Here is a 25,487-nt window from a genome sequence, read left to right as displayed (position 1 = left end):
TCGTGCAACCTTCATCGCCCTACAGCCCGATGTAGGTCAGGCAAGACCGACCGCACTCCCCGGCCGACGGCTCAGCGCCAGCCGAGCTCGGCCGCCACCTCCAGCACGCCCTCGATGACGTGCGCGCAGTAGTCGACGCCGAGCTGGTTGGGGACCGTCAGCAGCAGCGTGTCCGCCGCGGCGACCGCCTCGTCGGCCGCGAGCTGCCGCGCGAGATCCTCGGGCTCGGCGGCATACGTCTTGCCGAAGGTGGCCCGTGCACCATCGATGATGCCGACCTGGTCGGTGCTGCGCCGCTCCAGCCCGAAGTAGGCGTGGTCCTGGTCGGTGCGCAGCGGAAAGACGCTGCGGCTGACCGACACCCGCGGCTCGCGGGTGTGCCCGGCCGCGGTCCAGGCGTCGCGGTAGCGCTGGATCTGCTCGGCCTGCAGCTGGTGGAAGGGGACGCCAGTGTCCTCGGTGAGCAGCGTGGACGACATGAGGTTCATCCCCTGCTCGGCGGCCCACTCGGCGGTCCCGCGGGTGCCGGCGCCCCACCAGATGCGCTCGCGCAGGCCCTCGGAGTGCGGCTCCAGCCGCAGCATCCCGGGCGGGTTGGGGAACATCGGGCGCGGGTTCGGCTCGGCGAAGCCCTCGCCGGAGAGCGCGTCCAGGAACCGTGCGGTATGCCGCCGCGCCATGTCCGCATCGGTCTCACCCTCGCGCGGCTCGTGGCCGAAGTGCCGGTAGCCCTCGACGACCTGCTCGGGGCTGCCGCGGCTGATGCCGAGCTGCAGCCGGCCGCCGGAGATGAGGTCGGCCGCGCCGGCGTCCTCGGTCATGTAGAGCGGGTTCTCGTAGCGCATGTCGATGACCCCGGTGCCGATCTCGATCCGCTCCGTCCGCGCGCCGACCGCCGCCAGCAGCGGGAACGGCGAGGCGAGCTGCCGGGCGAAGTGGTGCACCCGGTAGTAGGCGCCGTCCGCGCCGAGCTCCTCCGCGGCGACGGCGAGGTCGATCGACTGCAGCAGGACGTCGGAGGCCGACCGCGTCGCGGACTGCGGGTGCGGGGTCCAGTGGCCGAAGGAGAGAAAGCCGATGCGCTTCATACCCAGGTCAACGCGCGAGGCTGCGCGACATTCCTCCGGTGCGTCATGGTCGACGTCCTCATCCTCCTCGTCGTGGTGGCGCTGCTCGTGCTCGTCTGACGCGCTGACCGTGGAATGCCTGCCCCGGCGAGACTCTTACGGTCACCACACTCGCTGCGGCCGCCCGCCGACGGTGGAATGCCTGCCCCGGCGAGACTTCTACGGTCGGTGGGCGATGACCCCGCGGTCGGTGGGCGTGGTCTCAGCTCACCGAGGGGCCAGCGGCACGCGCGAGCGGTCCCGGCGGCCCAGCCAGACCGCCAGCGCCACCCCCGCAGCAGCGCCGAAGAGGTGCGCCTGCCAGGAGACGCCCTCGCGCACCGGCAGCACGCCCCACAGCATCGAGCCGTAGACCACGACCACGAGCAGCCCGAGCACCGCCTGCCACACCCGGCGGGCGACGAAGCCGTAGACCGCGAGGAAGGCGGCATACCCGTAGACCACGCCGCTGGCCCCGATGTGCACCGTCCCCGGCCCGCCGAGCAGCCAGACCCCGAGCCCGCCGAGCAGCACCACGCCGCCGGTCACGAGCCACAGGTGGCGCGTCGTCAGGGCGAGCAGCGAGCCGAGCACGAGCAAGGTGACCGTGTTGGCGAGCAGGTGCCCGAAGCCGAGGTGCAGGAACGGGCTGAGCACGATGCCCGCAAGATGCCCGGGGTCGCGCGGCCGGATGCCGAACTGGTCGAGCCGCAGCGGCAGCACGAGGTCGACGATCTCGCTGACCCACATCAGCGCCACGAGCACGAGGACCGGCATGACGCGCCGCGCCCAGGCGGGCAGGTCGGGTCGGCGGGTGGCGGGCTGGCTCATCGCCCCAGTCTCCCACCGCGGCGGCGCCGGATGGCGGTCACGGCGGTCAGGAGGTGCTCAGCCGCCACAGCGTGCACGAGGTGAAGGTCTCCGGGGCGAGGGCATACCTCACCTCGACCTCGACCTCGCCCGGGAAGCCCTGGTCGCCGTCGGGCGAGACGAGCCCCCACGTGACGTGGGCCGGACCCTCCTCGACGAGCCACTCCTGCAGGTCGAAACCCGCCGCGCCGCCGTGCAGCGTGTTGCCGCGGTCGTTGACCGTGAGGTCGTATGCCGTGCCGTCCAGCTCGAAGGAGCCGCTGGCGATGCGGTTGCCCACCCGGCCGATGGTGGCACCGAGGTAGCCCCCGCGGGCGTAGGAGCGCAGGTCGCGGTGGCCCAGGACCACCTCGCTCCACCCGCCGTCGGCGTCCTCGACCTCGCAGGACGTCACCGAGTCGCCGGTCGAGAGGGTCGACAGCCGCAGGCCCGCGGTGGTCAGGGTGTGCTGCGTGGGGTCGGGGGTCACCGCAGCAGACCAGGGCTCAGGGCAGCGGCGCCGGGGCGGGTGGCCCGGCATACTCCGCGGACGGCCGGATGATCCGCGGGTCCTCGGTCTGTTCGAGGATGTGCGCGCCCCACCCGACGACGCGCGCCACCGCGAAGGTCGGGGTGAACATCGCCCGCGGGATGCCGCACTGCTCCATGACCACGCCCGCGTAGTACTCCACGTTGGTGTGCAGCTCGTGGCCCGGCTTGAGCTCGGCGAGGGCGCCGACGACCTCCCGCTCGACCGCCACGGCCAGCTCGGCGAGCGGCCCACCGAGGCGCTGCGCGTGCTCCCGCATGAGCACGGCACGCGGGTCGGTCGTGCGGTAGACCGCGTGCCCGAAACCCATGATCCGCTCGCCCTTCGAGACCCGCTCACGGACCCAGTCGCGCGCCCGGTCCGGCGTGCCGATCTCGTCGAGGGCGTCGAGCGCCCGGTCGGGTGCTCCGCCGTGCAGCGGTCCGGAGAAGGTGCCGAGGGCGGCGCACACCGCGGACGCGACGTCCGCACCTGCCGACGTCACCACGCGGGCGGTGAAGGTCGAGGCGCTGAAGCCGTGGTCGACCGTGCTGATGAGGTATGCCGTGACCGCCTCCGCGTGCTCGGGTGCCGGCTCCTGCCCGGTGAGCATCCACAGCCAGCTGCCGGCGGCGCCGAGCTCCGGGCGGGGCTCGAGCGGTGGCATACCCGCGCGCAGCCGGAAGAGCGCCGCCTGGAGCACCGGGACCACGCCGACGAGCCGGAGCACGCCGGCCCGAACCTTCTCGTGGGTGGCGCCGTAGGTGGCGGGGAAGTCCTCCACCGAGCCGAGCAGCGACACCGCCGTGCGCAGCCGGGCGAGCGACGCACGGTCCGGGCCCGAGCGGGCGATGGCCAGCAACTGCTCGAGCAGCTCGTGGGGGAGCATCGAGGCGGCGGCGAGCTCGTCGGCGAAGGCGCGTGACTCCGCCGCGTCGGGCAGGTGCCCCTCGATCATGAGGTGGACGACGTCCTCGAAGGACCGGTGCCGGGACAGGTCGAGCGCGGAGTACTCCCGGAAGTGGTAGAAGCCCTCCTGCCCCTCGACACCCCCGGTGCGGGTGCGGGCGACGACGAGGCCCTTGAGGCCGGGCGGGGCGTGCTGCACGGTGCTGGTCATGAGGGGAGACTGCCGCTAGGTTGATCGGGTGTCAACGTTGATCGGATCAATGTGAGCGGGCCGGTCGCGCTGCTGTCCACGGCGCAGGCGGCCGACTACCTCGGGGTCAAGGTGCAGACGGTGTATGCCTACGTCAGCCGTGGCGTGCTGACGCCGGTGCGGCGCGAACCAGGGGTGGGCAGCCTCTTCGACGTCGAGGAGGTGAGCGCGCTCGCGGGCCGTCCTGGGCGCTCGGGGCACCGGGGGAGCCGCGGCGGGGGGCGCGCCACCAGCGATGACGTGCGAACCCGGATCACGCAGGTCGGGCCGGGGTCGCTCGCCTACCGGGGTCACGACGTGCGCGACCTGGCAGGGTCGCGGACCTTCGAGGAGGTGCGCGACCTGCTCACCGGCGTGCCGCTCGCCGACGCCTCCCGGGCGTCGGACGGAAGGGGTGTCCGGTCGGGTGAGGGACCGGACGGGAGGGGTATCCGGTCAGGGGTGCTCGCGGCGCTGCCTGCGGGGACGCCGTCGCTCGACCGCATGAAGCACGCCGTGCTCCTCGCGGCGCAGGACGACCTGGGCCGGCACGACCGCAGCGCCGAGGGGTTCGCGGCGGCCGGGGCCCGGGCTGCGGCAGCGATGGCCGGCTCGCCCGCGTCATCCGGCGCCGGTCCGGCGCGGGCCAGCTCTGGGCCGAGCGCTGCGTGCGGGTCGGACCCGTCCACGGGGTCACCGGGGGCGGGTGCGCTCGCGGAGGCGCTGCGGGCATACCTCGACCTGCCGAGTGACTTGGTCGACGTGGCGCTGGTGCTGCTGGCCGACCACGACCTGGCGGTGTCGACGACGGCCGTGCGGGTCGCCGTGTCGGCCGGGAGCGACGCCTACTCGGCGCTGCTCGCGGGGCTCGCCGCCGCCGACAGCCCGCTGCACGGCGGCGCGTCGATGCGCGCTGTCGACTGGCTGCGGCCGGCGCTGCAGGACCCGCGCTCCGCCCTCGACGCCGCGCTCACCGGCGGGCCGCCGCCCGGCTTCGGCCACGTCGTCTACACCGAGCAGGACCCGCGGGCCCAGCTGCTGCTGGAGCGGATCCTGCCCGGTGCTGCTCTCGAGGTGCGCGCTTCGCTGGAGCTGCTGGAGGGCGAGCTGCTCGAGCGACGTGGCTGGGTCCTCACCGTCGACATCGCACTCGCGCTGCTCACCCTGGAGCACGGCCTGCCACGCGACGCGGGCGCCGTCATCTTCGCCTGCGCCCGCACCGCCGGCTGGACCGCGCACGCGATCGAGGAGCTCGCGGAGCCCGGGATGCGCTTCCGGCTGCGTGGGATCTACACCGGTCCCCGACAGGCAAAACCCTGAGGCGTGCCGTTCCACGATCTGCCAGGGTGGCCTGATGACGTGGGACGACCTCCTCAGGACCATCGGCGGGCTGCTGGCGCCCTTCGGTGGGTCCTGGGCGCAAGGGGACGTCGGCGCGGACGGGGGCGGTCCGTCGGACGTCGGCTTCTGCTGTGCCCACGACCTGCTCGCCGACGCCCTCCCCCACATCCCGCAGATCACGGACGTCTCCGGCAACGAGGGCGGCTGCGGCGACCTCTGGTTGACCGGCGAGGGCGACCACCTTCTCGCGGCACACTTCGAGGGGTTCAGTCCGGGAGAGAGCCTGGCCAGGCTCGGCCTGCTCGCCGAGGCACGGAGGTATGCCGCCTGCGCGCCCGGGCCGGTCGACCTCGCCGGGCGCGTGCGTGCGCTGACCTTGATCCTCACCCCGGACGATCTCAGGGGTGTCGAGGACGCGCCCTACCGCGTCGTCGGCGACGGTGATCCACTCGTGGTGCTGCCTGGCGGGCCCGTGCGGGATGGGCACTACCTGGGAGACCTCGGCGGTCTGGCGGCCTCACGCCGGATGGTTGTTCCCGTCCTTCCGCGCACCAGGGTGGAGGACCTGGTCCCCGTCGTCGAGGCAGTGCGAAACGACCTCGGGCTCTCCCGCATCGACGTGCTCGCGCACTCAGCCGGCGCCGTGCTCGCACTCGCCTACCTCGCGGCGCACCCCGATCGCGTCGCGCGTCTCGTCCTGATGAGCCCCGCGGTCCGGGCCATGGGGATTGCTGACGACGTCGACGGTGCCGCCCGGATCGTGCGCGCCCGACGCGCGGAGCCCGGCTTCGAGGAGTCGCGGAAGGTCCGCTGGCTCGAGGGCGCGACCTACCCCGAGGAGCTGCGGCTGACCTTCGGTCGGTGGGACGACCAGGTGGCCGCCCTGGCGGGCACCGGCTCGGTCGACCAGGGCGAGCGGTTAGCCGCCTACTACGCCGCCCCCCGGCCCGACCCCGGCCGACTCCGCGCGGCAGCGACGGCCTTTCCCGGGGACGTCACCGTCATGACCGGACGCCTCGACGTCGGGCCCACCCCGCGCCAGGCCGACGAGCTGGCGACGCTGTTCCCGAGAGGTCGGGTCGTGGAGATCCAGGGCGCCGCCCACTATCCCTGGCTGGACGCACCGGACGAGGTCTGCAGAGCGGTTCTGTCCGGGCTGACCCCGTAGCGCCACTGCCAGCCCGCCTCTCTCAGCGGGTCGTGCGCCCGAGCCAGTTGGCGAGCCGCTCGGTGGGGCCGGCGTCGGAGGCCGGCTCGACCGGCGCGTCGAAGGGGATCCAGTCCTCGGACCGCGTCTCCGCGGGCAGGAACGCCTTGATCATCGGCAGCACCTGCTCGGACACCTCGGCCAGCGCCTCGCCGTCCTGGCCGGTGGCCGACGCGAGATCCCACCCGTGCACGAGGTGCTCCTGCACGTAGCCGCCCAGCACCGCGCGCCCCGGCATGGTGCCCCACGGCGGCGAGAGCTCGGCGTCCATCACCGCGTCGTCGGCCCACGCGTCCTGGGCCCGGCGAACGGCGTCGCGGAACCCCGCGGAGACGTCGTTCGGTAGCGGGATGGCGACCGGCTCGTCGTCGACGGTGCCCTTCTCGGGCAGGACCGCGACGCGGTGCTCGACGGCGAAGAGGTGCTCGACGAGCTCTGCGACGTTCCACTGCGCGCACGGCGTCCGGGTCTGCATCTGATCGGCGCGCACGCCGTCCACGAGGTCCGCCACCCATTCCTGGGTGCGTGCCAGGACGGGGCGCAGGTCGGGCTGCTGGGTCATGGTCGTCTCCTTCGTCTCGGTGTCGGGAGGTCCCCCGATGCACCGAGTCTCGACCGGTATACCTGACACCTGGTGTCACCGTTCCGTGCCATTCTCGACCCGTGCGCACCGAACGCCTGCTCCAGCTCGTGGGGCTGCTGCGCGCCCACGGGAGGCTCAGCGCGACCGAGCTGGCGCGTCGCCTGGAGGTGAGTCGCCGCACCGTCATGCGCGACGTCGAGGCCCTCTCGCTCGCCGGCGTCCCGGTGTATGCCGAGCGCGGGCGGGGCGGCGGCTACACCCTGCTGCCCGGCTACCGGCCCGACGTCGAGGAGCTGACCGACGCCGAGTCGCGCGCCCTCTTCGTCGCCGGCGGCGCGGGGGTGGCGGACGCGCTCGGGATGGGGCAGGACTACGCGGCCGCGCTCCGCAAGCTGGCGACGGGTCTGCCCCAGCGCCGTACGGGCGACATCGGCCACGCCCTGGAGCGCGTCGTGGTCGACCCGGGCGGGTGGTCGGGCAGCCGGCACCAGCCGGCGCGGCTGCGCGAGCTCATGGCGGCGGTCGAGGCGGACCGTCGGATCAGGGCGGTCTACCGTGCGGCGTCCTCGGGCTGGAGCGGGCGACGCACGCTGGACCCCTGGGGCCTGGTCCTCGCCGGGCAGAGCTGGTACCTCGTCGCCGCCCACCGCGGGCGCCCGCATACCTACCGGGTGGACCGTTTCGAGCGGCTGGAGGTGCTGGACGCGCAGGCCCGCCGACCGGCAGGGCTGGACCTGCTGGCGACCTGGCACGAGCTGCGCGACACCTGGCAGCAGCGCCCGAGCATGCCGGTGACGCTGCGGGTGCGGGCCGACCAGGCCTACCTCGCGCGGCGGCAGCTCGCGATGGTGCTCCGCGGACCCGTCGAGCGGACCGACGACGGACCCGGCCATGTGCTGCTGCGGGCTCCGGTCGGCTCGCTGCGCGGCCTGGTCGGGATGATGGCCGGCTTCGGCTCGTGGGTGCAGGTGGTCGAGCCCCCGGAGGCGGTGGCGCTCATGCGCGAGGTCGCGCGGGAGGTGCTGGAGGCACACCCGGCAGAGCCGACCAGCTGACGGCGCAGGGCGGTGCCCACGGCAGGCCGGGCCGTGCCGGCATCGGTCGGTATGCTCGGACCCACGGCGGCGCTGCACCGCCGAGCCCGACCCGCCCCCAGCCGGCCGGTCACCGGGGCGAAGGGGAGCGGATCCTCGCAGGCGAGAGACGGCATACCTGTCTGGAACCCGCAGCAGGATCGGCCGCGGCTGGGGTGACGATCCGGGAGCGAGTGACATGACGACCGATGCCGACCTCAAGGCCCGGGTGCGTGAGCGGATGGCCCGCACCGGCGAGAACTACACGACCGCCCGCGCGGCGCTGCTCTCAGCCCCGCCGCCCCGCGCCCTCGTGGTGGAGACCGACCTCGCCGCGGACCGGGCCGTGCGCTCCTTCTTCGACGGCGAGCGGCTGCCGATCCCGACCCGGCGGCGCCCTCGGGCCGCCGTGCTCATGGAGCTGCTCACCCGCTTCGAGCGGGGCCGCGAGTATGCCGAGCGCGAGGTCAACGCGATCCTCGCCACCGCGCACGACGACGTCGCCTCGCTGCGTCGTGAGCTCGTCGACTACCGGTGGTTCACCCGGACCGACGGCGTCTACCGGGTGGCCGACGAGGTGCCGCAGCGCCACCCCAACGAGGCCCAGGAGGTGCCGACCGACGAGGTCGCCCGGCTCGCCCGGGTGCCGAGGGCGGCGGCCGGGCATACCCCCCACCCGGGAGTGACCACGGGATAGCACGACCCCCATCGGCGAACGTCCCGATGGAGGTCAGGCTAGGCCGACGTCGGTCCGGCCGCGGGGTGCCCGGAAGCACGCCGGGACGGGGGACAACCCCACCGCGGTCCGGTGGCGACCCCGATGGCCGCCACCCTGCGGCGCGCCTAGCGTGGTGGTCATGGCTTCTGCACCCGCCCTCGCCCGTCCCCGTCACGACCGTGTCATCGCCGGCGTCTGCGCCGGCCTCGGCCGCCGCTTCGGCATGAGCCCGACGCTCGTCCGGGTCCTGTTCGTGCTGTCCTGCCTGCTCCCCGGCCCGCAGGTCCTGGCCTACCTCGTGCTCTGGGTCGTCATGCCCTCCGACTGACCTCGCCTCGTCGGTGGCATGCTCCTGGCACGGCTCGGACGAGGATCAGCACGGCCGGCTGCCAGGCACCCGCGTGAGCAACCCGGTCCACCACATTGAGCTCTGGACCCACGACCTCGCCGAGGTCGAGGACCGCCCGACGCTGGACGCCCTGCGCGCCGGGGCTGCTGAGAACGGCTGGTCCGAGCTGATCGCGGACGCCTACCCGCACGCGGGCAGCCCGGGGCATACGGCGCTCTTCGTGGAGAACGTGCAGGGTTCCGCGCTGGAGATCGTCGTAGCCTGAGCCCTGCTGCCCGACGCCGACCGTGAGGAGACCCGCGTGCCCGTCTACCGCAAGGACGGCCGGTCCGTGCTGTTCGTCCACGTCCCGAAGACGGGCGGCACCTCGGTCGAGCACCTCTTCCGCGCCAACGGCTGGCAGCAGTCGTTCTTCGACGCGAAGTACGGCCCCGGCACCCGCAACGCCCTGATGTGGTGCGGCCCGCAGCACCTCCACGGGGAGCCGCTGCAGCAGCTCTTCCGGGTCGAGCGCTTCGACCTCGTCTTCGCCGTCGTCCGCGACCCGGTGGCCCGCTTCCGCTCGGAGTATGTCTGGCGGCACCGCAAGAAGGACGAGGTCGACCTGGGCGGTCGCGCGGTGCAGCAGTGGTTCGAGCGGGTGCAGAAGCGCTACGCGAAGAACCCTTACCTCTTCGACAACCACGTCCGGCCGCAGCACGAGTTCCTCGTCCCCGGCACGACCGTGGTGCGTCTCGAGGACGGTCTCAGCGCCGCGATGAGGCGGCTGAGCCGGGAGCACGACCTCGGCCTGGAGGGCGGCCCGGAGCAGTTCAAGGACAGCAGCTCAGGTCCGCGCCGCTCGGCCGACGTCGAGATCACGAGGGGCACCCGCCGGATGATCCGGCGCTTCTACCGCGGCGACTTCCGCGAGCTCGGCTACCGCAAGCCCTGATCGCCCGGCCTCAGCCCAGGGGCACGAGCTCGCGCGCACCGAGCACGAGCGCGGCGACACACACCAGCCAGAACAGCCCGAACCACACCGCCCCGGGCACCCCGGTCAGCCGCGCGAGCTGGTCGACGTCGCTCCCGCGCGCCCCCCGGCGCCGCTGCCGCTGCACCTCGACCACGGCCCGTGGCGCGGCGAGCAGGACCGACCACACGACGAGGTATGCCGCCGCGGACAGCACCGTGCCCGTCGCCGACCACGACAGCAGCGCGACGCTGGCCCCGGTCGCGGCGACCACCCACAGCCCGTAGAGGTTGCGGATGAGCACGAGCATGAGCGCGCAGGTGAGGACTAATGCCCACAGCAGGCCGGCGGCATACCCCTGCCCGAGCAACAGCGCCCCACCGAGGCCGACGAGCGCCGGTGCGGGGTAGCCGGCGAGCACCGTCGCCACCATCCCCGGGCCGCGGGGCCGCCCGCGCGAGACGGTGACCCCGGAGGTGTCCGAGTGCAGCTGGATGCCGGTCAGCCGCCGGCCCACGAGCGCGGCGACCAGGGCGTGCCCCGCCTCGTGGATGAGGGTGACCAGGTGTCTCACCAGGCGATAACCCACCGGGCTCCACGTGAGCAGGAGCGCGAGCACTCCCAGGAGCAGGCTGACCTGCCACGACAGCGGCGGCTGCGTGGTGGTCGCACGGTCCCACAGGTCGACGAGCACCCGCCGAGCCTGCCAGAGGAGGCTGAGCGGTTGCGGGGAGCCGGGCACTGGTTCACGCTGGATTTCCCACCCCCCGACACAGGAGTCGAGCGTCATGGCACAGGGAAATCGCGTCGTCGTCTACACCGGGCCGGGGGAGGTGGCCGTGGAGACGGTCGACTACCCCAAGCTCGAGATCCCCGCGGAGGTCGCCGACCACTTCGGGATCGCGAAGGCCGCCCCGCACGCGGCGATCCTCAAGCTGGTCACCACCAACATCTGCGGCTCGGACCAGCACATGGTGCGTGGTCGGACGACCGCCCCGAAGGGGCAGAGCCTCGGTCACGAGATCACCGGCGAGGTGGTGGAGAAGGGCGACGACGTGCTCTTCGTCGACGAGGGCGACATCTGCTCGGTGCCGTTCAACATCGCCTGCGGCCGCTGCCGGATGTGCCACGAGGGGCATACCGGTGTCTGCCTCAACGTCAACCCCGCCCGTGCCGGCGCCGCCTACGGCTACGTCGACATGGGCGGCTGGGTCGGCGGGCAGGCGGAGTACGTCATGATCCCCTACGCCGACTTCAACCTGCTGAAGTTCCCCGACCGGGAGCAGGCGCTGGAGAAGATCCTCGACCTCACGATGCTGTCCGACATCTTCCCGACCGGTTACCACGGCGCCTATACGGCCGGCGTGACGACGGGCTCGACGGTGTATGTCGCGGGCGCCGGTCCGGTGGGCCTCGCCGCCGCGCACGCCGCCCAGCTGCTCGGTGCGGCCGTCGTCATGGTGGGCGACATGAACACCGACCGGATCGCGCAGGCCGAGAGCTTCGGCTGCGTCGGGATCGACCTGAGCACCGGCGGCGAGCTGGTCGACAAGATCGAGGCGGCGGTCGGCGAACGTGAGGTCGACGCCGCGGTCGACGCGGTCGGCTTCGAGGCCCGGGGCCACGGCGAGGGCGCCGAGGAGGCCCCGGCCACGGTGCTCAACGACGCGATGGCGGTGACGCGCGCGGCCGGCGGGATCGGCATACCGGGCCTCTACGTCACCGGGGATCCGGGCGCCGTGGACGACGCCGCCAAGCAGGGCACCCTCGGGGTCCGGCTGGGGCTCGGGTGGGCCAAGTCGCAGCACTTCACGACCGGCCAGTGCCCGGTCAAGCGCTACAACCGGCAGCTGATGAACATGATCCTGCACGACCGCGCGCAGATCGCGAAGGCCGTCAACGCCCAGACGATCAGCCTGGACGACGCGCCGCGCGGCTACGCCGAGTTCGACCAGGGCGCGGCGACGAAGTACGTCATCGACCCGCACGGCATGGTCGCCTGACCCTGCCCTGACACCGCGGGGTGCCCGCGGCGGACACCGCCTGTCCGCCGCGGGCACTACTGTCCTGTCATGAGCGATGCACCTCCCTGGGAGCCCCCGGTCGCGGGCGACGAGATCGGCCACCTCCTCGGCGCGCTGGACCGGCAGCGCATGACGTTCTGGTGGAAGGCCGAGGGCCTCGACGCCGAAGGGCTGCGCGCCCGCGTGGGAGCCACCTCCCTCACCCTCGGTGGGCTGCTCAAGCACCTCACCGGCGTCGAGGTGACGGCCGGGACCTGGCGGATGGACGGCTCCTCGCCCGGCAGCCCGTGGACCGACGTCGACTGGGAGGCCCAGCCCGACTGGGACTTCACCAGCGCCGCGGACGACAGCCCCGAGCAGCTCTACTCGGGGTATGTCGAGGCCGTGGCCGCGACGCGGGCCCGGCAGCGGGCATACATCGAGGAGCACGGCCTGGACCACATCATCGAGTGGGGCAAGCAGTGGGGCGTCGACATGAGCCTGCGCCGGATGTTCTTCGACATCCTCGAGGAGTATGCCCGGCACACCGGCCACGCCGACCTGCTGCGCGAGGCGGTCGACGGCCGGGTGGGTGAGGACCCGCCGCCGGACTGGGCGCCGCCCGCGGAGTGGACCTGAGGTGGCCTATGACGAGGCGCTGGCGCAGCGCATCCGCGACCTGCTCGCGGGGGAGCCGGGGGTTACCGAGAAGGCGATGTTCGGCGGCCTGGCCTTCCTCGTCGACGGGCGCATGGCGGTCGCGGCCACGGGGGACCAGGGGGTGATGATCCACATCGAGGAGGCGATGGCGCGCGAGCTGTGCGCCCGCGAGGGCATCGCCCCCATGGAGATGCGCGGCCGTCCGATGCGGGAGTGGGTGCGCAGCGAGGACGTCGGGGCGGACGACCACCTGCTGGAGGAGATGGTGTGGATGGGGGTCGGGTGGGCGCGGGCGCAGCCACCGCGGTGAAGGTCCTCGCGCGCGGCCTACCCGGCGGAGGAGCGGTGCTGCTTGGCCCGGACCAGGTCAAGGGCGATGACCGTGCCCAGCACGACGAGGCGCTCCCTGGCCGCCAGCTCGGGCGTGAGGTGCACGACATACCTGCTGCGGCCGAGCAGCGCCCGGGTGACGCCGGACCAGCTGCGGGCGACCGTCGCCATCTGGCCGCGCGGGCCGGACATGGTGAAGTCGAAGCCCCAGACGCTGCCGGTCAGGTCGAGCGGCTGCCCGTCGAAGTCCACCGTGAACCGGGTCTTGAACAGCGAGAACCGCTTGACCAGCTGCGCCAGCGGCCCACCGGTGCCGTCGGTCATCACCATGCGCTCGCGCCCGAGGGTCATGCTGTCCTGCAGCCGCAGCAGCGGGGTCTCGTCACGGTCGATCACGGTCAGCTCGCGGCTGCCCATGAGCATCCGCCCGAGCGCGCTCCCGCCGGTGCGGATCCGTCCGATCTCCTGACCGTCCGCGGCGTGGATGACGAAGTCGTTGCCGAGGAAACCGGTGACCTGGTCCATCACCCAGACGTCGTGCTCGAGAAGGTGCATGGCTCGATCCTGGCACGTCTCCCCGGTGCCTCGCCCGCGGTCGCCCGGGCACCGCGGGGGACGTGGTGACCGTGGTGCACCACCTCTTGAAGCGCGACGCCCGGCCGGTGGCCGTCCGCGCCCAGCTGCTGACGGCGCAGCGGCCCGGCGACGTCGTGGAGACCGTGCGCGAGCTCACCCTGCTGCAGATCGACCCGGTCAAGGCGGTCGCCCCGGCCCAGCACCTTGTGCTGTGGAGCCGGCTCGGGAGCGCCTACGACCCGGGCGAGCTGGACCGGCTACTGGCCGAACGGACCCTGGTGGAGATCCTCGGCTTCGTCCGGCCGGGCGAGGACGTCGCGCTCTACCGCGCCGAGATGGAGCGGTGGGTCCTGGGGGTCCGATCGAGCCCGCTCCGGCACCGTGACCCCTTCGACCGCCCTGCTGCTGGCCCAGGCCCAGTCCCTGGGGGCGACGTTCATGACGGCGGACGAGCAGGTCCTTGCGGCTGGGGTGGCAGGTGTCCTCGACGCCCGGACCGAGGGCCCTGGCGGCACCTGACGACGACAGGCGCTGGAGTAGCATCGTCGCGTCGCGGTTCGACGCCCTCCGGAGGGTCGTCGCAAGAGGGAACCAGGTGCGAGTCCTGGACTGCCCCGCAGCGGTATGTGGGAACGAGCGCGTCACGAAGCACTGGGCGGATGTGCCTGGGAAGCGACGCCGGTAGGTGCCTTGCACGAGGCGAGCCCGCGAGTCCGAAGACCTGCCGTGACCGCAGGGCCTGCCCGGGCCCGGTGCCCGACGAGCTCGCGAGGGATGAGCACGGATGACCGACACGCATACCCCCAACGACCCCACCACCACTCCTGCACCCGGCCTGGTCGAGCGCCTCGACGAGGGCCCGGTGATCTGCGCCGAGGGCTTCCTCTTCGAGCTCGAGCGGCGCGGCTACCTCACCGCTGGGGAGTTCGTCCCCGAGGTGGCCCTGGAGTTCCCCGACGCGCTGCGGGCGCTGCACCGTGACTTCCAGCGCGCCGGCAGCGACATCGTCGAGGCGTTCACCTACAACGGCCACCGCGAGAAGATGCGGGTCATCGGCAAGGAGGAGCTGCTCGAGCCGCTCAACCGGGCCGCCCTGCAGATCGCCCGGTCCGTGGCCGACGAGTTGCCCGGCAACCTCGTGGCCGGCAACATCTCCAACAGCAACCTGTGGGACCCGAGCGACCCCGACGCCCAGCGCGAGGTGCGCTCGATGTTCGAGGAGATGGTCGGGTGGGCCGTCGAGGAGGGCGCCGACCTCATCGTCGGCGAGACCTTCTACTACGCGGGCGAGGCGCAGGCCGCGCTGGAGATCGCGAAGGCCAGCGGGCTCCCCGTGGTCCTCACCGTCGCGCCGATGGCCGGCGAGCAGATGCGCGACGACGTCGGGATCGTCGAGGTGTGCCAGCGGCTGGAGCAGGGCGGCGCCGACGTCGTGGGCATGAATTGCTTCCGCGGCCCGGCCACGATGTTGCCGTGGCTGCGGCAGATCCGGGAGGCCGTGAGCTGCCACGTCGCTGCGCTGCCGGTCCCCTACCGGACCACCGACGCCGAGCCCACCTTCTTCAACCTCACCGACGACAACGGCGTGATGGTGCCCTCGCCGCACGGCCGCACCTTCCCGACCGCCCTGGACCCGCTGTCCTGCAACCGCTACGAGGTCGGGGCCTTCGCCGCCGAGGCCTACGCGCTCGGCATCAACTACCTCGGCGTGTGCTGCGGCGCCTCCCCCATGCTCCTGCGCCAGGTCGCCGAGGCGGTCGGCCTGACCACCGAGGCCAGCCGCTTCTCGGAGAACATGCAGAACCACTTCATGTATGGCGACAACGTCCGGCTGCCGGAGCACATCAAGGCGCTCGGCGGGACCGCGTGACGCCTGCCGGCAAGGCGCCGGAGGAGTCGCGGCTCACCCTGTCGCAGATCATGGGTGCCACCGACACCAACCTCCTCGGGACGGTGCACGGCGGTGTCCTCATGCGCCTGGCCGACTCGCTCGCCGGCGTCGTCACCGCACGTCACAGCGGTGGCCCGACCGTCACCGTGGCCATCGACGAGATGGTCTTCGTCACCCCGGTCCAGGTCGGCGACGTGCTGCACCTGCACTCCCAGGTCAACTGGGCGGGGACGAGCTCGATGGAGGCCGGGGTGCGGCTCATGGCCGACCGGTGGGACCGCACCGACCCGCCGATCCACGTCGCGAGCGCCTACCTCGTCTTCGTCGCGGTCGACGAGGAGGGCAGCTCGCGCCAGGTCCCCCCGCTGCTGCCGCAGACCGAGGAGGAGCGGCGGCGGTTCCGGGAGGCGGAGATCCGGCGTTCGCACCGCCTTGCGCGCCGCGACGCCATCGTGAGTTCGCGTGCGATCGACCCGGAGCCGGCGCAGGGGTAGCGGGTTTCGTCCCGCCGAAACGCCCGTCCGGATCGGCTCCAGCGTTCACGTGAACGCTGGAGCCGTCGGCGATGGGCGCGTCGCCGGGACGGAGCGGTTGCCGGGGCGCTGGAAGGACTCGGAGGTGGCCCAGGGGGTATGCCGCCGACCTCACCGACGGGTGGGCCGTCGGTGGCGGCCTCAACGGTGGCTATCTGCTGGCCGTCATCGGCAACGCCCTGCGGTCAGCCAACCCGACGAAGCCGGACCCGATCTCGATGTCGGCGTACTACCTCTCGGCCTCGGTCGCCGGTCCGGCGACCGTGCAGACCCGCACCGTGCGCGAGGGCCGGAGCACCACCACCGTCGCGGCCGACCTGGTCCAGGGCGAGGAGGTGCGGATCACCGCGCTGGCGACCTACGGCGACCTCTGCCGGCTCACCGACGAGGTCGCTACGACCGCCGACGAGCTCGTCCTGCCCCCGCCCGAGGAGTGCGTGCCGAACACGATGGCACCCGAGGAGCTGCGCCGGTTCGCGCCGCTCATGGACCGGTTCGAGATGCTCTTCGACCCGGCCTACGCCGGCTGGGCGGTGGGTGAGCCGAGTGGTCGCGGCGCGCTGCAGGCGTGGTTCCGCCTGAAGGAGGGGCGCGAGCCGGACCCGGTCTCGCTGCTCACCGTCGTCGACGCGCTGCCCCCGGTGACCTTCGACCTCGGCCGGACGGGGTGGGCGCCGAGCATGGAGCTCACCGCGCACGTCCGCGCGGTGCCGGCACCCGGCTGGCTGCGGGTGCGGCACGCGACCCGCACCATGGCGGGCGGGATGTTCGAGGAGGACTGCGAGGTGTGGGACTCCGCCGGTCGCCTCGTCGCGCAATCCCGCCAGTTCGCCCGGGTCCCGCGCTAGGGTTGCCGACCGGGGCGCCGGGCCGAGGGGTGGCAGGCGCCGCCCGACGGCGCGGCCACAGGCATACCCAAGACTTGGTGACCGTTTCGGTAACGGTGCATGATGGTCCTATGTCGCCCGTCCCTTCCTGCTCGGCCTGTCGCTGGGCGGGCGCCGGGTCGTCGTGATCGGCGGGGGAGCCGTGACCGTGCGCCGCGTGCGCGACCTGCTCGCCGAGGGCGCCGTGGTCGAGGTCGTCGCGCCGCAGGTGGCGCCCGAGCTCTCGGCGTGGGCGGAGCGCGGGGAGATCACCTGGACCCCGCGCCGGTATGCCGGTGCCCCTGACCTCGCCGGCGCCTTCCTCGTGCACACCGCGACCGGCGACCCCGACACCGACCGGCGCGTCGCGGCGGACGCGGAGGCGGCGCAGACGTTCTGCGTCAACGCCGGTGACGCCGCGGCCGGCAGCGCCCAGGTCCCGGCCCGGGCCGTCGTGCCGACCCCCACCGGGGAGGTGCGCATCGCGGTCCACGCCGGCGGCGACCCGGCACGCGCCGCCTCCGTGCGCACCGGGCTCGAGGAGCATCTGACCAGCGGCGTCGTCAACCTGCGGGGCCGCCGCCCGCACGGCGGCTGGGTCGCGCTCGTCGGCGCCGGCCCCGGGGACGAGCAGCTGCTCACCCGCCGCGCCGCGACGCTCCTGGCCGCCGCCGATGTCGTCGTCACCGACCGGCTCGTGCCCCGCGCCCTCCTCGCCCGCCTCCCGGAGAGCACGCGCGTCGTCGACGTGGGCAAGTCGCCGCACCACCACCCGGTGCCGCAGCACGAGATCAACCGGATCCTCGTCGAGGAGGCGCTCCGGGGCCGGGGCGTGGTGCGCCTCAAGGGCGGGGACCCCTACGTGCTGGGCCGCGGCGGCGAGGAGCGTGCGGCTTGCGAGGCCATGGGGCTCTCCGTGGAGGTCGTGCCCGGCATCACCAGCGCGGTCTCGGTGCCGGCCGCGGCGGGCATCCCCGTCACGCACCGCGGCCTGGCCCGCGGCTTCACCGTCGTGACCGGCCACGAGGAGCTGCCCGGTCTCCCGACCGGCGGCGACCACACGCTCGTCGTGCTCATGGGCGTCGCCGGGCTGCGCGAGATCGCCGCCCGGTTGGTCGGGGCGGGGCGTCCCGCGAGCTGCCCGGTCGGCATCGTCGAGAACGGCTGGACCCCGCAGCAGCGGGTCACCCTGGGCACGCTCGCCGACATCGCGGACCGCGCCGAGCGCGTCGGCGTCGCCTCGCCTGCCGTGGTCGTCGTCGGCGACGTCGTCACCCTGGCGCACGGGTGGCCGGCCCGGGCGGAGGGCGCCGGGGCGGTCGCGTGAGCCGGCCGCTCGTCGTCGCCGCGCACGGCACCGCGAGCCCCGAGGGGCAGGCGGTCGTGCGTGCCTGCGCCGCCCGAGCGGGCGAGGTGCTGGGTATGCCCGCCCCTCCCGTCGTCGGCTTCGTCGACGTCTGCGGGCCGACCCTCGCGGAGGTCCTCGTGGGCCTCGAGGACCCCGTCGTCGTCCCCTTCTTCCTCGCCTCGGGATACCACGTCAACCACGACGTGCCCGCGGCGCTCGCCGACGTCCCGGGCGCGACGGCGACCCCGGCGCTCGGGACCGCCGACGAGGTCGTGCAGGCCCTGGCCGCCCGGGTGCGCGAGACGCTGCCCGCGGGGGAGTCGCCCGACGCCGTCCTCGTCCTCGGCGCCGGGAGCAGCGACGACCACGCGCGGGGCGAGGTCGCGACGGTCGCCCAGCGGGTCGCGGAGGACCTCGGCTGCGCGGCCGGCACTGCCTTCCTCAGCGGACCCGGCCCCCGCCCCGAGGAGGAGCTGGTCCGGCTGCGGAAGGACGGGCATACCCGGGTCGCGGTGGCCGCCCACCTGCTCTCCCCGGGTTTCTTCCTCGACAAGGCGCACGCGGTCGCCGACGCCGCCGGCGTTTCCCGGACCCAGCCGCTGGCCACCCACGACCTGTTGGCACGCCTCGTCGCCCGGCGCTACCGCGAGGCGCGGCTCCCAGACGTGGGTCCGAGGAGCTCCTAGAGCGCTCTCCCGGCGACCAGTCGCCGACCCGAGGACGGGTCCGTCAGTGCTGCACGCCGATCGGGGACGGAGCGACGACCGACACTGGATCAGGTCGCCCGGTATGCCGGGGTGTCCCGCGCGACCGTCTCCCGGGTCGTCAACCGGGCGAGCACCGTGGACCCCGCGCTGCGCGAGGTCGTGGAACATCGGGTCGGTCGAGGCCCGCTGAGTGGCCCCTCCCTGCGACCGGACACCCCTGGTGTGCACCTCCCCGGACGGAGACCAGTGGGGCCGGTCGCCGGATGGCGCGAACCAGGGCTGTCCGGTCTGGCAAGGTCAAGCACGCTTGACACTCTCGTTCTTGTCAAGCACACTTGACACATGAGTACCCGAGCGCTGTGGATCGTCGCGGGCCTGTGCGCCGTCGTGGGCCTGTGCGCCGTCGTGGGCATGGCCCTGCTCTACCTCGTCACCGATCCGGCGTTCTGGGTGCAGCTGCTCGGCATCTGGCTCGTCGCCGGGCCCCTCGGCATCGCGCTCAACCTCACCCTGGGCCGTCGCAGACGCGAGCGCCGGGAGGACTCCCCGGACAGCATCGAGCACCAGGCAGCCATGGCCGCTCGCAGCGACACCTTCGAGGTCTCGCTGATCCTGGTGCTCCTGCTTCTCCTCGCCCTGGTGGTGGCACCGGGCCAACTGCCCTGGCTCTGGGCGCTGCTGTGCCTGACGGTCATGCTGGCGACCTTCTGGGTGCGCTACACCGTGCGGCTGGACCGGCTGCGTGGCTGAGACCACGAGCATCCTGCGCGCGCTGCGCACCGAGCGCGGGTGGAGCCAGGCGACCCTGGCCGAGGAGCTGGGGGTGTCCCGGCAGACCGTCAACGCCATCGAGACGGGGAAGTTCGACCCGAGCCTGCCGCTGGCCCTGCGGATCGCGCAGCTCCTGGACCTCCCGGTGGAGGAGATCTTCGCGCTCGCCGACCGCTGACCGGCACCCGTGTGCAGGACGGTGTGTCACATCCGTGGTCCCGGCGACGCATGTGACACCACGTCCCGCACAAGCATCACCTCAGCAGTCGCTGCGCGGAGCGCACGTCGGGTCCCAGGCGCGCGAGCTCGGTGACGAGGTCCTCGCCGGCAGCCATCAGGGCGTCGTCGCTCACCGGCTCGAGCGCGTCGAGGATGAAGAGGGCGGCAGTGGTGTCGTCGGTCAGCGCGGTGCGCCGCGTCTGCCGCCACTTCCACCGCCGGCAGGTCACCCCCTCGTCGTCGCGCCAGACGACCTCGCCGGGCAGCGGGTGCTCGACGGCGGCCTCACCGGAGGCCAGGGTCTCGAAGTGCTCGTCCCCGGCCGCGCGCACCAGCCGGGGCGGACCGGCATACCGGTCCAGGTCCTCGCCGCCGAGCGGGATCTGGTGCTGCACCGAGACCGCGTTGTAGAGGTCGGTGAGGCGGTTGACCCGCGGCAGCCCGCCCTCGACCCGACGCAGCAACGCCTCCAGGCTGGGGCGGGTGCGCTGCGGCTTGGCGCCGAACGCCCGGTATGCCTCCCGCCACGCCGCGACGTGCGGCAGGTCCAGCAGGTCGGCGTCGGCCATCGCCTCGGACGCCGCGGCCTCGGCACGCCGGAGCCGCGCCTCGCTGTGCTCGTCAGCCGGCGCCGGCACGATGCCCGCGACGACGACGAGCAGCGCGCGGTAGTCGGGGCGCAGCCGACGCACCTCCGCCTCGATCTCCGCGCCGGCCAGGAACCCCTCGAGGTCGTGTCCGCCCATACCCGCATCCTGCCCCACCTTCGAGGTGCCGGACCGAGGACGGTGTGTGACGCTGGGAGACCACCGCTCAGCTCGACGACGCGAGGAGCCTCATGCTCGCCATGCTCGACCGGGAGCGCACCGTCGCGGGTCCGGGTTTCAACCGCTGGTTCGTGCCGCCGGCCGCGCTCGCCGTCCACCTGTCCATCGGCCAGGTGTATGCCTTCAGCGTCTTCAACATCCCGCTGGAGGAGCGCTTCGGCGCCTCAGCGACCGCGGTGTCGGTCATCTTCTCGATCTCGATCGTCATGCTCGGGCTCTCCGCCGCGATCCTCGGCACCTGGGTCGAGCGCAACGGCCCGCGCAAGACGATGGCCGTGGCGGCGGCGCTCTGGGTCGCCGGCTTCCTCGTCTCCGCGCTCGGCATCGCCACCGGACAGCTGTGGATCGTCTACCTCGGCTACGGCGTGCTCGGCGGCACAGGCCTGGGGCTGGGCTACATCTCAGCGCCGGTCTGCTCTACGGCGTGGGCGAGACCATCGCCCGCGTGACCCAGCTCTTCGACTGACCCGAACGCGAGAAGGAGGCGGACGTGGCGACCGACGCACCCCGCAAGGATTTCACCGACGACGACCTGGAGATCCACGAGCGCAAGGACTGGGCCGCCGGCGTCCCCGGGGTCTACCACGCGCTGAAGATCTCCTACGAGCAGATGGGCGCGACGCGCACGGTGCGCACCCTGACCCGGCTCAACCAGAAGCACGGCTTCGACTGCTCGGGCTGCGCCTGGCCCGACCCCGACCACCGCTCGCCCGCCGAGTTCTGCGAGAACGGCGCCAAGGCGGTGGCCGAGGAGGCCACGCTGCGGACCATCGGGCCCGACTTCTTCGAGGAGCACGACCTCGACGACCTCGCTACGCGCAGCGACTGGTGGCTGGGCCAGCAGGGACGGCTGGTCCACCCGGTCGTCAAGCGGGCCGACAGCAACAGGTATGAGCCGATCAGCTGGGACGAAGCGTTCCGGGTGATCGCCGACCAGCTGACCTCGCTCGCCGACCCGGACGAGGCGATCTTCTACACCTCGGGACGCACCTCCAACGAGGCGGCCTTCGTCTACCAGCTCATGGTCCGCGCCTACGGCACCAACAACCTGCCGGACTGCTCGAACATGTGCCACGAGGCCTCCGGCGCGGCCCTCGGCGACACCATCGGGCTGGGCAAGGGCACCGTGCTGCTCGAGGACCTGCACGAGTCCGAGCTCATCATCATCGCGGGGCAGAACCCGGGCACCAACCACCCGCGCATGCTCAGCGCGCTGGAGAAGGCCAAGGAGAACGGCGCGGCGATCGTCGCGGTCAACCCCCTGCCCGAGGCCGGGCTCCAGCGGTTCAAGAACCCGCAGAACCCGATCAAGGCCGTCGGGTCGGGCACCGACCTCGCCGACGACTTCCTGCAGATCCGGCTCGGTGGCGACATGGCGCTCTTCCAGGCCCTCGGCGCGCTGCTGCTGGAGCGGGAGGCCGCCGACCCGGGCTCGGTGCTGGACCACGAATTCCTCGCCGAGTACACCGAGGGGCTCGAGGCATACCGCGAGCACCTGGCCGACCTCGACTGGGACGAGGTGCTCACCGCGACCGGCCTGGAGCGCCGCCAGATCGAGGACCTCGCGGACCGGATGACCCGCAGCCGCCGCACCATCGTCTGCTGGGCGATGGGGCTGACCCAGCACGAGCACTCGGTCCCCATGCTCACCGAGATCGTCAACGTGATGCTGCTGCAGGGCAACATCGGTCGGGACGGTGCAGGGCTGTGCCCGGTCCGCGGCCACAGCAACGTGCAGGGCGACCGGACGATGGGTATCTGGGAGCAGATGCCCGACGACTTCCACGACCTGCTCGATGCGGAGTTCTCCTTCGAGAGCCCGCGGGAGCACGGCTACGACACCGCGGCTGCGGTCGAGGCCATGCGTGAGGGCCGGGTCAGCTTCTTCATGGGGATGGGCGGCAACTTCGCCAAGGCCGCGCCGGACACCGACGTCACCGAGGCGGCGCTGCGCCGTTGCGACATGACGGTGCAGGTCTCGACCAAGCTCAACCGCTCTCACGTCGTCACCGGGGAGACCGCCCTCATCCTCCCCGTGCTCGCTCGGTCCGAGCGGGATGAGCAGGCCAGCGGCCCGCAGCGGGTGACCGTCGAGGACTCGATGTCGGCGGTGCACGCGAGCCACGGGCCGCTGCCGCCGGCCTCGCCCTACCTGCTCAGCGAGGTCGCGGTCATCTGCCGCCTCGCACGCTCCATCGAGCGGGTCGCCGCGGTGACCGACTGGCAGGCCTTCGAGGACGACTACCGCACCATCCGCGACGCGGTCTCCCGCGTGATCCCCGGCTTCGAGGACTACGAGGACAAGATCAACGACCCGGGAGGCTTCGTGCTGCCGCACGTGGCGAGGTCGCGGGAATGGGGGGACACCGACCTCGGCAAGGCGCAGCTCAGCTGCAACGAGCTGGTCTACCCGAAGGTCCCGGAGGGTCGGCTGCTGCTGCAGACGCTGCGCAGCCACGACCAGTTCAACACGACGATCTACGGGCTCAACGACCGCTACCGCGGCATCGAGAACGGTCGCCGGGTCGTCTTCGTCAACCCTGCGGACCTCGATGAGCGGGGCCTGCGGGACGGGCAGCACGTCGACCTCGTGAGCCACTGGGAGGACGGCGAGCGGGTCGCCGAGGAGTTCCGGATCGTGTCCTACGACACCGCCCCGGGCTGCGCCGCCGCCTACTACCCGGAGACCAACGTGCTCGTGCCGCTCGGGCAGCGCTCGAAGCGGAGCGGGACGCCGGCCAGCAAGTCGGTCGTCGTGGAGCTGCGGGACCGGGGCTGAGGCATACCCGTGGAACATCGGGGCGGGGTGCGCTGTTGGACCAGGTATGCGTATAGCCATCATCGGAGGACACGGCAAGGTCGCAATGCTGCTCAGCCCGCTGCTGGGCGAGCACGAGGTGAGTGCGGTGATCCGCAACCCGCAACACGCGTCCGAGGTCGAGCAGACCGGGGCGACGCCCGTCGTCGCCGACGTGCAAGACATGAGCACCGACGAGCTCGCCGAGCTGTTCGGTGGGCACGACGTCGTCGTGTGGTCGGCCGGTGCCGGCGGCGGTGACCCGGAGCGCACCTACGCCGTCGACCGCGACGCCGCCACCCGCACCATGGACGCCGCGGAGCAGGCCGGAGTCGGGCGCTACCTCATGGTCAGCTACCTCGGTGCCCGCCGGGACCACGGGGTGCCCGAGGACAACGCCTTCTTCGCCTACGCCGAGGCCAAGTCGGCCGCGGACCAGCACCTGCGCGACTCCGGCCTGGGCTGGACGATCGTCGCGCCGGGCCAGTTGAGCCTGGACGAGCCCACCGGCTCGATCGAGGTGCGCGGCTCCGGGCCGGGATCGGACCCGCAGCCCTCGGACGGCAGCGAGCTCGCCTCGGTGCCCCGCGCCGACGTCGCGGCCGTCATCGCCGCGGTCATCGGGCGCGAAGACCTCACCGGGCGGATGATCGAGTTCGTCGGCGGCGACACCCCGATCGACCAGGCGCTCGACGAGGTCGCCAAGGGCGCCTGAGGGCATACCCGGGCAAGGTCGGCACGTCGTGCTCGAAGGTCTGAACCTGTGCACGCTTATTCGGTCGAAGCGTAGGAAATAACCTGCGCTCCGGCTGAATAACTGTGTTCAGACTTGTGAGGGCCTGAGATGCCGTGCACAGGGGCACTCAGGGCGACCCGGGAGGGCTCAGCTGCTGGGCGAGGGGCACGGAGACGCCGGGCACGTCATCGTGGATCGGCTGCTTGGGCAGCTGACGCACGCGCCTCGGTCGCCGTGAGCGGGCGGGGATGAGCGAGCGCATGTTCTCGTGCTTGCCGAAGCAGAGCAGCCGGTCGCCGTCCTCGAGCACCTTCTGGCCCGAGGGGTTGGGCACGACGCGGGTGCCGCGGTGCAGGGTGAGCACCTGGATGTCCTTCTCCCACAGGCCGGAGTCCTGGAGCGCCTGCCCGACCATGTCCGAGCCGGACATGACCGCGATCTCGGCGACGCCATACCCGGTCGACACCGCGAGCCGCTGTCGCACGTCGATGTCGGGGAAGCCGGACTGGTCGGCGATGTAGTCGACGATGGCGCCGGCGACGTCCAGCTTGGTCGCGGCCTCGATGCCCTCCAGCCCCGGCGAGGAGTTGACCTCCATCACCAGCGGGCCGTCGTTGCCCTCGAGCATGTCGACGCCGGCGACGCGCAGGCCCATGATCTGCGCCGCGCGCACCGCGATCTCCTGGTATGCCGGGTCCAGGTCGACCGGCTCGACCCGCCCGCCGCGGTGCACGTTGGAGCGGAACTCGTCGCCCTGGGCGACCCGCCGCATCGCCGCGACGACCCGGTCGCCGACGACGAGGGCACGGACGTCCTTGCCCTTGGACTCCTTGACGAAGCGCTGGATGAGCACCTGCTGGTTGGTGCCGTGCAGGGTCTCGATGATGGCCTCGGCGACCTTCATCGTCGGCGCGAGGATGGGACGCCGATGCCCTGGGTGCCCTCGAGCAGCTTGACCACGACCGGGGCACCGCCGACCATCTCGATGGCGTGCGGGATCTCGGCGCGGTTGCGCACGAAGGCGGTCGCGGGCATACCGATGCCGTGGCGGGACAGGATCTGGCTCGCGCGCAGCTTGTCGCGGCTGTTCATGATCCCGTTGGACGTGTTGGGGGTGTAGACGTCCATCTGCTCGAACTGCCGCACGACCGCGGTGCCGAAGTAGGTCACCGACGCGCCGACCCGGGGCAGGACCGCGTCGTAGCTGGACAGCGGCTTGCCGCGGAAGTGCAGGTCGGGCTCGTCGCCGGCCAGGTCGATGCCGAAGCGGAGGGTGTCCAGGACCTTGACCTGGTGCCCGCGGTCGAGCGCCGCGGTGCGCAGCCGTTGGGTCGAGTAGGCGCGCAGGGACCGGGAGAGGATGGCGAGTTTCATGGGG

General features: G+C 72.7%; 29 protein-coding genes, 2 pseudogenes and 1 riboswitch. Of the genes and pseudogenes, 22 read left to right on the top strand and 9 right to left on the bottom strand.

Going from position 1 to position 25,487, the window contains the following annotated elements:
- Positions 1–71: 71 nt before the first annotated feature.
- The 4 genes from FU792_RS16050 to FU792_RS16035 all read right to left on the bottom strand — a co-directional run bounded on the left by FU792_RS16050 (position 72) and on the right by FU792_RS16035 (position 3,604).
- Positions 72–1,088, bottom strand: coding sequence for an LLM class flavin-dependent oxidoreductase (locus FU792_RS16050; RefSeq protein ID WP_022923564.1), 1,017 nt, complete (start codon positions 1,086–1,088; stop codon positions 72–74).
- A 246-nt stretch (positions 1,089–1,334) separates the two neighbouring features.
- Positions 1,335–1,937 (bottom strand): rhomboid family intramembrane serine protease, encoded by a 603-nt coding sequence (locus FU792_RS16045; RefSeq protein WP_022923565.1) that lies wholly within the window; start codon positions 1,935–1,937, stop codon positions 1,335–1,337.
- 46 nt (positions 1,938–1,983) lie between these two features.
- Entirely contained in the window at positions 1,984–2,445 is a 462-nt protein-coding gene (locus FU792_RS16040) for an aldose epimerase family protein (protein ID WP_161600286.1), read from the bottom strand.
- 16 nt (positions 2,446–2,461) lie between these two features.
- A complete protein-coding gene (locus tag FU792_RS16035; RefSeq protein WP_022923567.1) occupies positions 2,462–3,604 on the bottom strand; it encodes a citrate/2-methylcitrate synthase in 1,143 nt (380 codons plus the stop codon).
- 51 nt (positions 3,605–3,655) lie between these two features.
- Between FU792_RS16035 and FU792_RS16030 the strand changes: the two genes are divergently transcribed.
- Positions 3,656–4,942: a citrate synthase gene (locus FU792_RS16030; RefSeq protein ID WP_149814897.1), complete on the top strand. Its 1,287-nt coding sequence runs from the start codon at positions 3,656–3,658 to the stop codon at positions 4,940–4,942.
- A 34-nt stretch (positions 4,943–4,976) separates the two neighbouring features.
- On the top strand, positions 4,977–6,131 hold the full coding sequence (locus FU792_RS16025) for an alpha/beta fold hydrolase (RefSeq protein ID WP_149814896.1): 1,155 nt from the start codon (positions 4,977–4,979) through the stop codon (positions 6,129–6,131).
- Positions 6,132–6,153: 22 nt separating this feature from the next.
- Here FU792_RS16025 and FU792_RS16020 read toward each other — a convergent pair whose 3' ends face one another.
- The gene (locus FU792_RS16020) at positions 6,154–6,732 is read right to left on the bottom strand and encodes a TIGR03086 family metal-binding protein (protein ID WP_022923570.1); all 579 of its coding nucleotides are present in this window, start codon (positions 6,730–6,732) and stop codon (positions 6,154–6,156) included.
- A gap of 101 nt (positions 6,733–6,833) precedes the next feature.
- Here FU792_RS16020 and FU792_RS16015 point away from each other — a divergent pair, with 101 nt between their 5' ends.
- From FU792_RS16015 to FU792_RS15995, 5 genes are all read left to right on the top strand, one after another.
- Entirely contained in the window at positions 6,834–7,808 is a 975-nt protein-coding gene (locus FU792_RS16015) for a helix-turn-helix transcriptional regulator (protein ID WP_022923571.1), read from the top strand.
- 217 nt (positions 7,809–8,025) lie between these two features.
- Positions 8,026–8,523, top strand: coding sequence for a DUF2087 domain-containing protein (locus FU792_RS16010; protein WP_022923572.1), 498 nt, complete (start codon positions 8,026–8,028; stop codon positions 8,521–8,523).
- A gap of 160 nt (positions 8,524–8,683) precedes the next feature.
- The gene (locus tag FU792_RS16005) at positions 8,684–8,872 is read left to right on the top strand and encodes a PspC domain-containing protein (RefSeq protein ID WP_022923573.1); all 189 of its coding nucleotides are present in this window, start codon (positions 8,684–8,686) and stop codon (positions 8,870–8,872) included.
- A gap of 73 nt (positions 8,873–8,945) precedes the next feature.
- Positions 8,946–9,158: a VOC family protein gene (locus FU792_RS16000; RefSeq protein ID WP_022923574.1), complete on the top strand. Its 213-nt coding sequence runs from the start codon at positions 8,946–8,948 to the stop codon at positions 9,156–9,158.
- Between the two features lie 36 nt (positions 9,159–9,194).
- Positions 9,195–9,827 carry a sulfotransferase family 2 domain-containing protein gene (locus FU792_RS15995; protein ID WP_022923575.1) on the top strand — a complete coding sequence of 211 codons (633 nt, stop codon included), beginning with the start codon at positions 9,195–9,197 and terminating at the stop codon, positions 9,825–9,827.
- A gap of 10 nt (positions 9,828–9,837) precedes the next feature.
- Here the strand turns inward: FU792_RS15995 and FU792_RS15990 are convergent, their stop codons facing one another.
- The gene (locus FU792_RS15990; RefSeq protein WP_028130754.1) at positions 9,838–10,539 is read right to left on the bottom strand and encodes a M50 family metallopeptidase; all 702 of its coding nucleotides are present in this window, start codon (positions 10,537–10,539) and stop codon (positions 9,838–9,840) included.
- Positions 10,540–10,633: 94 nt separating this feature from the next.
- Between FU792_RS15990 and fdhA the strand changes: the two genes are divergently transcribed.
- The 3 genes from fdhA to FU792_RS15975 all read left to right on the top strand — a co-directional run bounded on the left by fdhA (position 10,634) and on the right by FU792_RS15975 (position 12,818).
- Positions 10,634–11,848, top strand: a complete 1,215-nt coding sequence (fdhA, locus tag FU792_RS15985) for a formaldehyde dehydrogenase, glutathione-independent (protein WP_022923577.1) — start codon at positions 10,634–10,636, stop codon at positions 11,846–11,848.
- Between the two features lie 69 nt (positions 11,849–11,917).
- A complete protein-coding gene (locus FU792_RS15980) occupies positions 11,918–12,487 on the top strand; it encodes a mycothiol transferase (protein WP_022923578.1) in 570 nt (189 codons plus the stop codon).
- A gap of 1 nt (position 12,488) precedes the next feature.
- The gene (locus FU792_RS15975; RefSeq protein ID WP_022923579.1) at positions 12,489–12,818 is read left to right on the top strand and encodes a TfoX/Sxy family protein; all 330 of its coding nucleotides are present in this window, start codon (positions 12,489–12,491) and stop codon (positions 12,816–12,818) included.
- 17 nt (positions 12,819–12,835) lie between these two features.
- Here FU792_RS15975 and FU792_RS15970 read toward each other — a convergent pair whose 3' ends face one another.
- On the bottom strand, positions 12,836–13,393 hold the full coding sequence (locus FU792_RS15970; protein ID WP_022923580.1) for an LURP-one-related/scramblase family protein: 558 nt from the start codon (positions 13,391–13,393) through the stop codon (positions 12,836–12,838).
- A gap of 62 nt (positions 13,394–13,455) precedes the next feature.
- On the opposite strand from FU792_RS15970, the pseudogene FU792_RS19460 reads away from it, so the two are divergent.
- From FU792_RS19460 to FU792_RS15920, 9 genes and pseudogenes are all read left to right on the top strand, one after another.
- Positions 13,456–13,962 (top strand): annotated as a pseudogene (locus tag FU792_RS19460) (DNA glycosylase AlkZ-like family protein); the annotation flags it as partial.
- Positions 13,951–14,157, top strand: a riboswitch (cobalamin riboswitch). It overlaps the preceding pseudogene by 12 nt.
- A 41-nt stretch (positions 14,158–14,198) precedes the next feature.
- Positions 14,199–15,284, top strand: a complete 1,086-nt coding sequence (locus FU792_RS15955; protein ID WP_149814894.1) for a homocysteine S-methyltransferase family protein — start codon at positions 14,199–14,201, stop codon at positions 15,282–15,284.
- Entirely contained in the window at positions 15,281–15,799 is a 519-nt protein-coding gene (locus FU792_RS15950; RefSeq protein ID WP_022923582.1) for an acyl-CoA thioesterase, read from the top strand. The genes FU792_RS15955 and FU792_RS15950 overlap by 4 nt, the downstream gene beginning before the upstream one ends.
- A 71-nt stretch (positions 15,800–15,870) precedes the next feature.
- A complete protein-coding gene (locus tag FU792_RS15945) occupies positions 15,871–16,686 on the top strand; it encodes a thioesterase family protein (protein ID WP_022923583.1) in 816 nt (271 codons plus the stop codon).
- 127 nt (positions 16,687–16,813) lie between these two features.
- Positions 16,814–18,031, top strand: a complete 1,218-nt coding sequence (cobA, locus tag FU792_RS15940; RefSeq protein WP_149814893.1) for a uroporphyrinogen-III C-methyltransferase — start codon at positions 16,814–16,816, stop codon at positions 18,029–18,031.
- Positions 18,028–18,738 (top strand): sirohydrochlorin chelatase, encoded by a 711-nt coding sequence (locus tag FU792_RS15935; RefSeq protein WP_028130756.1) that lies wholly within the window; start codon positions 18,028–18,030, stop codon positions 18,736–18,738. The genes cobA and FU792_RS15935 overlap by 4 nt, the downstream gene beginning before the upstream one ends.
- 84 nt (positions 18,739–18,822) lie before the next feature.
- Complete coding sequence (locus FU792_RS18990; RefSeq protein WP_084484995.1) at positions 18,823–19,098, top strand: LacI family DNA-binding transcriptional regulator; 276 nt, start codon at positions 18,823–18,825, stop codon at positions 19,096–19,098.
- Between the two features lie 3 nt (positions 19,099–19,101).
- The gene (locus tag FU792_RS15925) at positions 19,102–19,509 is read left to right on the top strand and encodes a hypothetical protein (protein WP_022923586.1); all 408 of its coding nucleotides are present in this window, start codon (positions 19,102–19,104) and stop codon (positions 19,507–19,509) included.
- Positions 19,502–19,708: a helix-turn-helix transcriptional regulator gene (locus FU792_RS15920; RefSeq protein ID WP_022923587.1), complete on the top strand. Its 207-nt coding sequence runs from the start codon at positions 19,502–19,504 to the stop codon at positions 19,706–19,708. Before FU792_RS15925 ends, FU792_RS15920 begins: the two co-directional genes overlap by 8 nt.
- Before the next feature lie 76 nt (positions 19,709–19,784).
- Here FU792_RS15920 and FU792_RS15915 read toward each other — a convergent pair whose 3' ends face one another.
- Complete coding sequence (locus FU792_RS15915) at positions 19,785–20,495, bottom strand: B3/B4 domain-containing protein (protein WP_022923588.1); 711 nt, start codon at positions 20,493–20,495, stop codon at positions 19,785–19,787.
- 92 nt (positions 20,496–20,587) lie between these two features.
- Here FU792_RS15915 and FU792_RS15910 point away from each other — a divergent pair, with 92 nt between their 5' ends.
- Genes FU792_RS15910 through FU792_RS15900 form a run of 3 tightly spaced genes read left to right on the top strand, consistent with a single transcriptional unit; the run spans position 20,588 to position 24,088 of the window.
- On the top strand, positions 20,588–21,025 hold the full coding sequence (locus FU792_RS15910) for an MFS transporter (protein ID WP_022923589.1): 438 nt from the start codon (positions 20,588–20,590) through the stop codon (positions 21,023–21,025).
- Positions 21,026–21,066: 41 nt separating this feature from the next.
- Positions 21,067–23,355 (top strand): FdhF/YdeP family oxidoreductase, encoded by a 2,289-nt coding sequence (locus tag FU792_RS15905; protein WP_022923590.1) that lies wholly within the window; start codon positions 21,067–21,069, stop codon positions 23,353–23,355.
- Positions 23,356–23,401: 46 nt separating this feature from the next.
- Positions 23,402–24,088, top strand: coding sequence for an SDR family oxidoreductase (locus FU792_RS15900; RefSeq protein ID WP_022923591.1), 687 nt, complete (start codon positions 23,402–23,404; stop codon positions 24,086–24,088).
- 148 nt (positions 24,089–24,236) lie between these two features.
- Here FU792_RS15900 and rimK read toward each other — a convergent pair.
- Positions 24,237–25,483: pseudogene (gene rimK / locus FU792_RS15895) on the bottom strand (30S ribosomal protein S6--L-glutamate ligase).
- Positions 25,484–25,487 lie beyond the last annotated feature (4 nt).

It is taken from the genome of Serinicoccus marinus DSM 15273, from assembly GCF_008386315.1.
Classification (GTDB): Bacteria; Actinomycetota; Actinomycetes; order Actinomycetales; family Dermatophilaceae; genus Ornithinicoccus; species Ornithinicoccus marinus.
This window is presented reverse-complemented; position numbering and strand designations above follow the sequence as displayed.